This window comes from Streptomyces sp. NPDC016469 (genome assembly GCF_040632905.1).
Lineage (GTDB): Bacteria > Actinomycetota > Actinomycetes > Streptomycetales > Streptomycetaceae > Streptomyces.
The window spans coordinates 154,244-166,384 of sequence record NZ_JBEYCQ010000003.1 but is presented as its reverse complement, the minus strand read 5'-3'; the positions used below and the strand labels follow the sequence as shown (position 1 = coordinate 166,384).

8 protein-coding genes are annotated in these 12,141 nt (G+C 71.1%); 2 read left to right on the top strand and 6 right to left on the bottom strand.

Annotated elements, in window-relative coordinates; genetic code table 11:
- Positions 1–715: 715 nt before the first annotated feature.
- The 6 genes from ABZ565_RS04385 to ABZ565_RS04360 are packed head-to-tail and all read right to left on the bottom strand — an operon-like array spanning position 716 to position 10,258.
- On the bottom strand, positions 716–3,733 hold the full coding sequence (locus tag ABZ565_RS04385) for a glycoside hydrolase family 38 C-terminal domain-containing protein (protein WP_361020307.1): 3,018 nt from the start codon (positions 3,731–3,733) through the stop codon (positions 716–718).
- A 39-nt stretch (positions 3,734–3,772) separates the two neighbouring features.
- Positions 3,773–5,830: an endo-beta-N-acetylglucosaminidase gene (locus tag ABZ565_RS04380; protein ID WP_361020305.1), complete on the bottom strand. Its 2,058-nt coding sequence runs from the start codon at positions 5,828–5,830 to the stop codon at positions 3,773–3,775.
- A gap of 55 nt (positions 5,831–5,885) precedes the next feature.
- Positions 5,886–7,142, bottom strand: coding sequence for a glycosyl hydrolase (locus ABZ565_RS04375; RefSeq protein ID WP_361020303.1), 1,257 nt, complete (start codon positions 7,140–7,142; stop codon positions 5,886–5,888).
- 46 nt (positions 7,143–7,188) lie between these two features.
- A complete protein-coding gene (locus tag ABZ565_RS04370; RefSeq protein WP_018524349.1) occupies positions 7,189–8,049 on the bottom strand; it encodes a carbohydrate ABC transporter permease in 861 nt (286 codons plus the stop codon).
- The gene (locus ABZ565_RS04365; protein WP_361020301.1) at positions 8,046–8,963 is read right to left on the bottom strand and encodes a sugar ABC transporter permease; all 918 of its coding nucleotides are present in this window, start codon (positions 8,961–8,963) and stop codon (positions 8,046–8,048) included. The genes ABZ565_RS04370 and ABZ565_RS04365 overlap by 4 nt, the downstream gene beginning before the upstream one ends.
- A gap of 8 nt (positions 8,964–8,971) precedes the next feature.
- A complete protein-coding gene (locus tag ABZ565_RS04360; protein WP_361020299.1) occupies positions 8,972–10,258 on the bottom strand; it encodes a sugar ABC transporter substrate-binding protein in 1,287 nt (428 codons plus the stop codon).
- A 365-nt stretch (positions 10,259–10,623) separates the two neighbouring features.
- Between ABZ565_RS04360 and ABZ565_RS04355 the strand changes: the two genes are divergently transcribed.
- Positions 10,624–11,655 carry a LacI family DNA-binding transcriptional regulator gene (locus tag ABZ565_RS04355; protein ID WP_361020297.1) on the top strand — a complete coding sequence of 344 codons (1,032 nt, stop codon included), beginning with the start codon at positions 10,624–10,626 and terminating at the stop codon, positions 11,653–11,655.
- Between the two features lie 72 nt (positions 11,656–11,727).
- The gene (locus tag ABZ565_RS04350; RefSeq protein WP_361020295.1) at positions 11,728–12,072 is read left to right on the top strand and encodes a DUF2750 domain-containing protein; all 345 of its coding nucleotides are present in this window, start codon (positions 11,728–11,730) and stop codon (positions 12,070–12,072) included.
- The last annotated feature ends 69 nt before the right edge of the window (positions 12,073–12,141 follow it).

The window sequence follows — 12,141 nt, the reverse complement described above, 5'->3', positions numbered from 1 at the left end:
GATATTGACAAGGGTCCTCGCCGGGCGCAACCGGCGGGCGCCCGAGCCCGGACCGCACCTGTACTTGAGCTTCTACGTCGGCCGTGTTCCGTTGATCACGAGGAGTGGCACATGAGCCTGACGCCCTGCGCGAGCAGTCGGCGGTGGAAAACCTCACCCAGCCGCACTGGTGGACGCTCAACCACGTGGCCGGGGAGCCGGGCAGGTGGAACCGTGCGTCGTTGCCCGAGCGGCTGACGAAGTGGGACGACCTTGGGACCGACTTCGACGGTGTCGTCGAGGACCTCGTCGACCGTGGCCGGCTGACGGAGAACGCAGGACTCAGCACGTGGGCCAAGGCGGGGGAGGAGGGGGTCTCCGGGCGAGGGAGCACAGCCTTCGCGTCCATCAGCAGGTGCACGAAGGCGTCGACGCCGCCGACTTCGCGACCACCCTCAACGTTCTGCGCCGTATGGTCGCCAACCTCGGTGGTGATGGCGGCCTGCCGGCTGACGGATACGGCAGGCTCGGGACGCCCTCCCGCGCATGCCGGACCCGGCGCGCTGCCCCGCCCGGTGCCGGCCACCGCACCGCGCGGCCCGCACCCGCAACCGCCCGGTCGGGCACCAAGCGGCGCCGTCCTCCCGAATGGCAGGGCTCGTACCCCGTGGCCCGTCGACACACTGCCGCCCCCGATGCCCGCGGCACCGGGGGCGGCAGCCCACGCATCCCGGCGTCAGCCGCGCGTCAAGCGCAGCGTCACCAGCTCGAACGGGCGCAGCGACAACCGCACACCCTCGCCATCGCTCTCGGGCACCGGGGCATCGGTCAGCGGCCGCTCCAGCAGATCGGTCGCCACGACGCCCGTGGCCCGGAAGCCGGTGGCCAGGCTCACCTTCGCACGGCCGCCCGTCGACTCGTAGAGCCGCACGACGACGTCGCCGCTCCCGTCGTCCGCCAGCTTGACCGCGCTGACCACGACGGCGTCGTTGTCGACCTCCACCAGCGGTGCCACCTCGCGCTCACCGCTGACCCGGCGCTCCGGCAGGTTCACGCGGAACCCCTCGCGGACGGCGTCACCGATCGCCGCTCCGGGCACCAGCGCGTGCCGGAAGCGGTGCACGCCCTGGTCGGTCTCCGGGTCGGGGAAGCGCGGCGCGCGCAGCAGCGAGACCCGCACCGTGGTGGTCGTCCCCGCGTCCGTGTCCCGGACGGTGCGCGTGACGTCGTGGCCGTACGTCGAGTCGTTGACGAGGGCGACGCCCCAGCCCGGCTCCTCCAGGTGGACGAAGCGGTGGTTGCACGCCTCGAACTTGGCCGCCTCCCAGCTGGTGTTCGTGTGCGTCGGCCGGTAGAAGTGCCCGAACTGGGTCTCGGAGGCGTACCGCTCGGCATGCACGTCCAGCGGGAACGCGGCCTTCAGGAACTTCTCCGTCTCGTGCCAGTCGACCTCGGTGTCGATGTCGAGCCGCTTGGCGCCCGGCTCCAGGGTGAGCAGCTGGGTCACCTTCGAGTCGCCGAAGCTGCGGACGATCCGCACGCCGTCCGTCACCGGGGTCAGTTCGTCGAGGGCGGTCAGGTCCGTGACCGTGTTGCGGTAGAACGCGTCGACATCCCACGCGTCCCACATGTTCGGGAAGTCGGGGTGGATCTGGAGCAGGTTCGCGGCCGCGCCCGGAGCGACGGTCTCGCGGTCCGCGGCGACGTCGTACACGGAGACGACGAGGCCCCGGCCGTCGATCTCCACCCGGAGCCGGCCGTTGTCGAGCACGTAGCCGCCGCCCTCGCGCGGGGCGGACCGGGTGGTCTCGGCCGTCGCGGCGGTGGCCGCCGCTCCGGCGGGGACGCCGCCGCGGGCGTGCGGCGCGGCGTTGAACACGAGGGCCCGTCCGCCCGCCGGGTCACCGGCGAGCGCGCGCTGCGCGGCGTCGATGATGCCGGTCAGCTCCTCGGCGACGGCCGCGTACGTCTTCTCGGCCTCGCGGTGCACCCAGGCGATCGAGGAGCCGGGCAGGATGTCGTGGAACTGGTGCAGCAGCACCGTCTTCCAGATCCGGTCCAGCTGCTCGTACGGGTACGCGAAGCCGGTGCGCACAGCGGCGGTGGCGGCCCACAGTTCGGCCTCGCGGAGCAGGTGCTCGCTGCGGCGGTTGCCCTGCTTCGTCTTCGCCTGGCTGGTGAGCGTCGCGCGGTGCAGTTCGAGGTAGAGCTCGCCGACCCAGACCGGAGGGTTGGCGTACTCGGCCTCGGCCTTGGTGAAGAAGTCCGCGGGGGTCTCCCACGTCACCGTCGCCGAGCCCTCCAGGCTCCGCAGCCGGGCCGCCTTGGCGATCATCTCGCGGGTGGTGCCGCCGCCCCCGTCACCCCAACCGGTCGGCGCCAGCGAGTGCTGCGCGGCGCCCTTGTCCTTGAAGTTCGTCGCCGCGTGGGCGATCTCGCTGCCCTTCATCGAGCAGTTGTACGTGTCGACGGGCGGGAAGTGCGTGAAGATCCGCGTGCCGTCGATGCCCTCCCAGTTGAAGGTGTGGTGCGGGAACTTGTTGGTCTGGCTCCACGAGATCTTCTGTGTGAGCAGCCACTTGGAACCCGCGGCCTTGATGATCTGGGGCAGCCCGGCCGCGAATCCGAAGGTGTCGGGCAGCCACGCCTCGTCGTTCTCGATGCCGAACTCGTCGAGGAAGAACCGCTTGCCGTGCACGAACTGCCGGGCCATCGCCTCGGAGCCGGGCATGTTCGTGTCGGACTCGACCCACATGCCGCCGGACGGCACGAACCGGCCCTCCGCGACGGCGGCCTTGACCTTCGCGTAGACCTCGGGGCGGTGCTCTTTGATCCAGGCGAACTGCTGGGCCTGCGACATCGCGAAGACGAAGTCCGGCTCGTCCTCCAGGAGGGCCGTCATGTTCGACGTCGTACGGGCCACCTTGCGGACCGTCTCGCGCAGCGGCCACAGCCAGGCGGAGTCGATGTGGGCGTGCCCGACCGCGCTGATGCGGTGCGCGGAGGGCACGGCGGGCGTCGCGAGGACCTCGGCCAGCTCCGCGCGGGCCGCGGCCGCCGTCCCGCCCACGTCCTGGAGGTCGACCGCGTCCAGCGCCCGGCCGATGGCGCGCAGGACGTCCCACCGGCGGGCGCCCTCCACGGGCAGCTCCTGCATCAGCTCGCCCAGCACTTCCAGGTCCTGGACCAGGTTCCACACGTCCTCGTCGAAGACGGCGAGGTCCATCCGGGCCAGCGTGTACTGCGGCTCGCTTCCGGCGGTCTCCTTGTCACCCAGCTGCGTCGGAAGGAAGGGGTGGTAGTCGAGGATCACCGGGTTGGACGCCGCTTCGATGTGCAGCAGCACCTCCTCGCCGCCCGCCACAGGGGCGCCCACCCGCACCCACTGGTTGCGCGGGTTGAGGCCCTTCACCGGGGTGCCGTCGGGGCGGTAGACCAGGCCCTCGCACTGGAAGCCCGGCATGTTCTCGTCGAAGCCGAGGTCGAGCAGCGCCTCCACGGTCCGGCCCGCCCACGCCGCCGGCACCGTGCCGGAGACCTTGAACCAGGACGTGCCCCACGGAGCGCCCCACCGGTCGCCGACGGCGATCGGCTCGGTGGGCCCGGCCAGGCCCTCGGCGACGGGGACGGGCTCACCCGGCGCATTCCACACGGCGACATCCAGCGGGACGGACTCCGGGTATACAGCGGGACGGATGCGCTCGTCGAGGACGCGCTTGAGACGGGCTTCGACCAGGCTGCGGTCGTCGTGCATGAGGGGGACTCCGTTGTGAGTGGTGGATCGGGTGGGGGGTTACCAGCGGTGCGCGGTGGAGGCGCTGCCGGAGGTCGTGTACAGCTCGCCAACAGCCCTGACCTGGAAACGAGCGGCTTTCTCGCCCGGTTCCCGGCGCAGACCGGGCACGAAGAACGCGGTGGAGGCGGTTGCGCCCAGGAAGCGCCGGGTGCCGTCGGGCAGGACGCGGTGCAGCTCGTAGTGGCGCGGAGCGCCGGGGGAGCGGTGCCAGCGCAGGCGCAGGTCCGTCCCGCCGGTGCCCCGGGACGCTCCGGTGACGCGGAGCCCCGAGGGCGCTGCGGGGGTCTCGGCCCGGTCCCGAACGGCCATGGCGCCGAGCCGCCAGCGCACCGGACCGGCCGCCGTGAGGCGCACCCCGAGCGCGCGGACCGTACCGGAGAGGGAGTTCAGCCGCAGCGTGGAGGTGGTCCACCCGCTGCCTCCCGCCCGGAGTTCGCCCGCCGGGATGTACGTGTACGCCACCGGGTCGCCCGGCCGGTCCGGCTCGTGCAGGGCGACGGCAAGCTCGACGGCGACCGGGCCCGACTGCGCGTCGGTGCGGTGAGTCAGCTCCACGACCGTGCGCCGGGACAGCGGCAGCCGGGTGCGATGGAGATCGACGGTGACCGGGGCACCCGGCTCCCCGGCGACCAGGAGGCTGCTGCCCCCGCGCCAGGCGTCCTCGAAGTCGAAGCCCACGGACGGGCGCCGGCCTTCGGTGCGGACGACCCAGCGGCGGCCCGGCAGCCGGTCCTGCACCCCGAGGTGGTTCCACTCCGCGTCCGAGGCGACCCGGCCGTTCTCGTACCAGCGCAGTCCGTGGCCGGTGTTGAAGGTGGTGGCGAACGGCAGCCGGTCCACGGTCGAGCGGTCGGCCACCGCCGTCGCCGGGGCGCGCCAGCTGTCCGTACGGTCCGGCCGGGCCGGGTCCAAGGACCGCCCGGTCCAGAACCGCTGGTCGGCGGCGTGGAACTGAGCGGGCGTACGGTCCCCCGGAAGATGGCTGCGGGTCCACTCCGGCCGGTAGAAGCCGTAGCCGACGGTGTGCGGCCGGTCGGCCGGGATGATCGCGTCCCAGTCGACGGAGGCGTTCCAGCCGGTCGATTCGACATCGACGCCCGCCCACAGGGCGTACCGGCTGCGGCCGGCGGCCTCGGCGTTCGCGGCGGAGGAGACGAGCGACGCGGGCTTCCAGCGGAAGTCCACGAACATCGAGTCCGCCTCCCGGAACAGCGCGGTGTTCTCGGCGTTGAGCGCGCCCTGCCAGCCGACCTCGCCCCGCACCGTCATCGCGTCGTACCAGGTGATGCGCAGCCCCGCCGCGTCGCTGCGCGCCCGAAGCTCGGTGACGAAGGCGAGCATCTCGGCGCCGAGCGCGGCGTCCCCGCCCTCGGTCTCGGCATTGAGGAACCAGCCGTCGAAGCCGTGCGCCACGGCCGCCTCCACGAGCTTCGCGGCGAGCGGGAAGCGCCCGGCCGCGTCGCGCTGCACGAGGTCGCGGGTCCACCGGAGGTCGCCGCCGTGGTGCACGGGCGGCAGGAACACGGTCCCGAGGACGGGCACCCCGTGGCGGTGGGCGGCGTCGACGACCGGGGCGTTCGGCGCGAGGATCAGCCCCTCGCCGGCCGAGCCGCCCCAGAAGACCAGCTCGTCGATGTACGCCCAGTGGTTCAGGGCGTAGTAGTCGGCGGTGGCCGAGCCCTGGGACGGATTGCCCGCGGTGTCCCCGAACGCCACCAAGGAGGTGATCCGCGCCTGGTCGGTCCGGGCCGTCGTGTTGGCCGGGACCGGGGTGTAGCGGTCGGCGAGCGGCACGGACGCGGTGTTGAACGGCAGGTCCTGGTCGGCCTCGGGGCGCCACGCCTTCAGGCTGCGCCAGATGATGCCGTCACCGGGCGTGCCGGCGGGCAGCGAGTCGGGGAACCAGTACGAGGCGCAGGGCTGAACCGCGGCAGGTGCGGCGGCCTGGGCGGTCGCGGCCGGACCGGGGGTGAGCAGAGCGGCCGCGGATCCGGCTCCGGCGAGAACCACGGTGCGGCGGCTGGGTGCGGACGGGCGCCGCGGGGACTGGGTCATGGTGTGCTCCGTATCGTGCGGGTTCGATTCCGGTGCGGTGCAGGGTGACGCGAGGTCAGCGGACCTCTTCGGGCGTGACGACCTTCGTGATGCCCCGGGCGGCCAGGTGGTCCTGATCGGACGCCCTGCTCGCGAGGACGGTGGTGGGGCGGACGCCGTCGGCGGTGAGCCGGGCGAAGGCTTCGAAGACCGCGCCGCCGGGGGCGCAGACGGAGCGGCGGGGCGCGGCCTCGTCGTCCCCGGTGTCGACGACGAGTGCCGTGGTCCGGGGCGCGGGCCGGTGGGCGCGGTCGCGCTGCTCCTGGACGATGCGGGCGATGGTCCGGCCGGCCGGCTTGACCCGGCGGTCGTTGGTCAGCAGCCCGAGGCTGTACTCCAGCTCCGGGAAGTCGGCCAGCGAGCGGGACACGTCGTGGGAGCACCACCAGGTGACGCCCCATACATCCTCGCAGTCCAGGGCGTTGGCCACGGTCGCCTCGGTGAACGCGGCGGCATGCTCGGCGGGGATCAGCGGAGCGGGTGCTCCGACCTCCTGGAGCCAGACCGGCCGGTGCGGGTCGAGCGCCCACGCCTTGGAGAGCTCGATGAGGTAGGCGGCGTGGTGCTCGGTGGCGGTGCCGGTACGGCCATGGCGCTGGGCGGTGCCGTTGAAGACCCAGGAGTGCACGGCGGTGACGGCGCCCTTGCGTGCGGCCTGCGCCGGGGTGAAGGCGTGGTCGTCCTGGTACCAGGCGGCGTCGTACTCGGCGTGCAGGTGGAGCTTGCCCGGCGCCCCCTCCTCGCAGGCCGCCAGCATCCGTGTCAGCCAGGCGTCCGCCTGCTCGGGCGTGATGCGGTCGGGGTCGGGGTGCGGGTCGCCGGAGAACTGGTTGATCTCGTTGCCCAGGGTCATCCCGATGAAATGCGGCCGGTCGGCGAGGGCGGCGGCCAGGGTGCGCAGGTACTCGGCCTGTCCGGAGAGGACGTCCGGGTCGGTGAAGAGGTTGCGCCGGTGCCACGTACCGGTCCAGGCGGGCAGGAAGTCGAAGCTCGACAGGTGGCCCTGGAGCCCGTCGACGTTGACGTCGAGGCCGCGTTCGGCGGCGGCGTCGGCGAGCTGGACGAGCTGCTCGACGGCGCGCGGGCGGATCAGGGTGCGGTTGGGCTGGAAGAGCGGCCAGAGCGGGAAGACCCGGATGTGGTCGAGGCCGAGGCCGGCGATCGAGTCGAGGTCGGCGCGTACCGCGTCGAGGTCGAAGTCCAGCCAGTGGTGGAACCAGCCTTGGCTGGGCGTGTAGTTGGCGCCGAATCGCAAGGGGGTGGAGGTGCTCATACGGAACAGGGGTCCTGGTTCTAGTGGTGCGGGGGGGCGGCCGGGGTCAGCCCTTGACGGCGCCTTCGCCGACGCCCCGGAAGAAGAAGCGCTGCAGCCCCGCGAAGAGGATGATGAGCGGCAGCACGGCGATGATCGTGCCCGCCGCGACGAGCCGTTCGTCGTTGGCGAAGGTGCCGTGCAGGTAGTTCAGGCCGATGGTCAGGGTGAAGTTCTCCGGGTCGCTGAGGACGATCAGCGGCCACAGGAAGTCGTCCCACGAGCCCATGAAGGCGAAGATCGCGACGACGGCGAGGGTGCCCTTGACGGAGGGCAGCGCGATCCGCAGGAAGCGCTGCCAGACATTGGCCCCGTCCACGAACGCCGCTTCCTCGATCTCCACGGGTAGGTTCAGGAACGCGTTGCGCATCAGCAGGACGTTCATCGCGCCGACCGACCCCGGCAGCAGCACGCCGAGCAGGGTGTTGTTCAGCCCCAGGTCACGCATGGTGGTGAACTGGGCGATGATGATGCCCTCCACGGGTACGAGCATGGCGAGGATGAACGCCAGCGTCGCGGCCCTGCGCCCCCGGTAGCGGAGCCTCGCCAGGGCGTACCCCGCGAGCGCCGAGCCGACGCAGTTGGTGACCACGTTGGCGGAGGCGACCTTGAGGGAGTTCAGCGCGTAGTCCCAGACCGGGATCGTGTCGGCGACCCGGCTGTAGTTGTCCAGCGTCGGATCGCTGGGGAAGAACTTCGGCGGGGAGCTGAAGATGTCCTCGTTCGGGCCCTTCAGCGAGGTCGACAGCTGCCACAGGAACGGCCCGACGGTCAGCGCGAGGACCGCCAGCAGCAGCACGTACCGCAGCACGAGTTGCCAGACGGGGACGCGCCGGCCCTCGGCGTCGGTGGTCTTCAGGAAGCTCACGCGTCCTCCTTGCGGTCGGCGCGCAGCACCAGCAGCATCAGGCCGACGGTGACGACGAAGATGACGACCGAGATGGCGGAGGCGTAACCGACCCGCCCGCTCAGCCCGGTGCCGACCCGCTGGACGAGCATCACCAGAGTGGTGTCCTCGCCCGCAGGTCCGCCGGACGGGCCGGCCATCAGGTAGACCTCGGAGAACACCTTGAAGGCGGAGACCGAGGAGAGGGCCGCGACGAGCACCATCGTGGACCGGATGGCGGGCACGGTGACCGTGAAGAAGCGGCGTACGACACCGGCACCGTCCACGGACGCGGCCTCGTGCAGTTCCCTCGGTACGTTCGCGAGGGCGGCCAGGTAGATGATCATGTAGTAGCCGAGGCCCTTCCAGACCGTGACCGTCATCGCGCTGCCCAGCAGCAGCCACTGGTCGCTGAGGAAGCCGACCTTGCCGATGCCGACCGCCTCCAGGACAGCGTTGATCAGCCCGCGATCGTCCAGCATCCACACCCAGATCAGGCCGACGACCACGATGGACGCGACGACCGGGGTGTAGAAGGCCGACCGGAAGAAGGTGATGCCGGGTATGTGCCGCTGGACGAGCATCGCCAGCAGCAGCGGCAGGATGACCAGTGCGGGGACGACGCCGACGACGTACAGCACGCTGTTGCGCAGGCCGGTCCAGAACATCTCGTCGTGCAGCAGTTCCCGGAAGTTCGCCAGGCCGACGAACGAGCCGGGGACCAGCGTCCGCCGGTCGGTGAAGGAGTTCACCAGCGTGCTGAAGAACGGGTAGAGGCTGAAGGCGCCGACCACGATCAGGCCGGGTGCGGCGAACAGCCAGGGGCTGAGGGGCAGATGGCGGCGGATCCGGTTGGTGGGCCGGCCCGCCGCAGCGGTGGGGGAGGGGGATTTCACGGGAGGGCTCAGCTCTGCTGCAACAGCCGGTCACACGCCTTGACAGCGTTGTCAAGAGCTTCCTTGGGGCTCTGCTTCCCTTGCAGCGCCTTGGCGATCTGGTTGCGCAGCTCGGTCTTCATCTGCTCGCTGAACAGCACCGGGGTGTAGTTGACGGCCGTCTTCAGGGACTTCGCGGCAGCGACCCGGACACGGGTCTCGTCCGTCCCGTCCTCCTTGGTGAAGTACGGGTCGTCGAGCGAGCCGGCGGTGCTCGGGAAGATGGCGACCTGCTTGGCGAACTCCATCTGGCGGGTCGCGTCGGTCACGAAGTGGGCGAAGGCCACGGCGGCGGGCTTGCGCTTGCTCTGCGCGTTCACCATGACGCCCATGACATACATGTTGGCCTTGCCGGTGCTGCTGACCTGGTCGGTGATCCCGATGTTCTTGTAGAGGCTCGGGGCCTGCTTCTTGAAGTTGGCCAGGTCCAGCGCGCTGCCCGGGTTCATCGCCACGGACTCGGTGAGGAACTTGTGGCCCGACGACTCGGGGGTCGCCGTCAGCGCCTGGGAGTCGAGCGCCTTCGCGTCGTACAACTCCTTGTAGTGCGTGAGGAGTTCAACGCCCTTCGCGTCGTTGAACGCGAAGCCCGTGCCCTCCTTGTTCATCAGCTGTCCGCCGTACCGGCCGAAGTCCTCGATAGTGGGGACGTTGGCGAGCGTGGCGACCTTGCCGTGACTCTTCTCCGCCAGCTTCAGGCCGTCCGCGAAGACCTCGTCGTAGGTGGTCGGAGGCTTCTGCGGGTCGAGTCCGGCGTCCTTGAACAGCCGCTTGTTGTAGAACATCGGACCCGTGTTGAGGTACCAGGGGAAGGCGTACGTGCCCTCCGTGCCGGGTATCTGGTGGCTCTTCCAGGCGCCGTCCAGGTACTCCTTGCGGTACTTCGGCGCGGCCTTGTCGAGGTCGAGGGCGAGGCCGGCCTTGGCCAGCGGAGCCACCAGGTCGGGTGAGACGTTGACGACGTCGGGCAGGGTGCCGCCGGCCGCGTCCGCGCTGATCTTGTCCGCGTAGCCCTCGCCGGGGCGGTCGACCCACTTGACCTCGGTGCCGGGGTACTTCTTCTCGAAGTCCGCGATGACGCCGTTGAAGTAGTCCTTGAAGTTCGCCTGGAGGTTCCAGGTCTGGAAGGTGATCTTCCCTTCGACCTTGCCCGAGGCATCGGACGAGTCCGAGCCGGATCCCCCGCCGCACGCGCTCAGCGGCAGGACGGTGGCGAGGACGGCGGCAGCGGCGACTGCTCTGCGGGAGATGTGCACGGTGAACGGCTCCTTTGCTCGGACCAGGCGCGCGGACGGTGGCCCCCGGGGTCCCTGACCCGGCGGGCCGCGTTCGCCCGACAGACCCTGCAATGAGCCTGTGCTCAAAGTCAATACATTCACCGGAACGTAATCTCCCATCGTCGCATCAGTGCAGGTCAACGACCTGCAAGGTGATATTGACACCTGCTTGCTAATGCGCTTTAGCTTGATGCAGCTCAAGCGCATTAGTCAGTTCGGCGTCCCCTCTCGACCAAACGGCCGGGAAAGCTCTACGATGCCCCGGGGCGACCGGGCCCGACTGCCCGTCAGTACCCCCGGGCGAGGCAGGAAGTGAGGCACGGGTGGCTCCGAAGCGGCCGACCATGAAGGACATCGCCCAGCGGGCCGGTGTCTCGGAGAGCGCCGTCTCCTTCGCGCTCAACGACCGTCCGGGTGTTTCCGAGGTCACCCGCGCCCGGGTGCGGCGCGTCGCCGAACAGCTGGGCTGGCGCCCGAGCGCCGCCGCCCGCGCCTTGTCCGGCGAGGGCTCGGCCACCGTCGGCCTCGTCGTGGCGCGCCCGGCGGCCAACCTCGGTGTGGACTCCTTCTTCCTCCAGCTGATCTCCGGCATCCAGGAGGTGCTGTCCGAGCGTCATCTGGGCCTGCTCTTCCAGGTGGTGGACGACGTGGCGGACGAGTGCGGGGTCTACCGGCGCTGGTGGGCCGAACACCGGGTCGACGGCGTGCTCGTCGTGGACCCGCGCACGGACGACCCCCGCGTCTCCCTCCTTGACGAGTTGGGCCTCCCCGGCGTCATCATCGGTGCCCTCCCCGGCACCGACACCGGCCCCCACCCCGGCCTCTCCCAGGTCCGGGCCGACGACGCGGGCGCGATGGCGGCGATCGTGGGCCGTCTGTACGAGCTGGGGCACCGGCGCATCGTGCACATCGCCGGCCTGCCCTCACTCGCGCACACCGACCGCCGTATCCGCTCGCTGCGCCTGGAGGCCGACCGGCGCGGCCTGACCGGGGCGCACTCGGTGACCACCGACTACTCCGACACCGAGGGCGCCGCCGCCACCCGCCGGGTCCTGGAGCGGGCCGGTCCGCCGACCGCGCTGATCTACGACAACGATGTGATGGCGGCGGCCGGGGTGGCCGTGGCGACCGGGCTGGGGGTCCGGGTCCCGGGCGATGTGTCGGTGGTGTCGTGGGAGGACTCCGCGCTGTGCCGGCTGACCGCCCCATGGCTCACCGCGCTCTCCCGCGACCCGGTCGCCTTCGGCCGGCTCGCGGCACGGGAGCTCACCACCCTGCTCGACGGCGGCCCGCCGCGCACCGTGCGGGTGGCCCTGCCCGACCTCATCGAACGCGGCAGCACGGGGACGGCGCACGAGACCGCCGGCACGCGGTGACCGCGGCGCGGGCTTGGCTCCCAGGCTTCCAGGGGGGCGGATGAGCGGCGGGGGCCGGTAGGCTCGGTGCCCATGAGTCAGAGCGGTTCGCAAGCGGCAGCGTTCTTCCGAGATGTTCGCCGGAACCGAGTGGTCCGGCTTGTCCAGGACGACGACGGAAGTCCGACTCACCTCGCGGCGGACGGTGCGCGAAGTCTTCCGTTCTGGTCGACCTCGGCCCGCGCTCGACGAGCAGCGATGGTCTGGGGGAACGGGCTACGCGTTGAATCCATGCCCTTGGACACCTGGTGCGAGCGCGTTCTGCCCGACGCCGCACGGGATGGGCTCGTGATCGGCATCAACTGGAGCGGACCGAGCCGGGTCGGCTGGAGTTTCACGACCATCGACATTCCCCACCGCTTGACGGCGGCTGGCTAGGGCGTGTCCGGTGGGTGTGGGACCGCCCACCTCCCAGGCTTGCTCACTGGCGATCTTCAACGCCTGCGG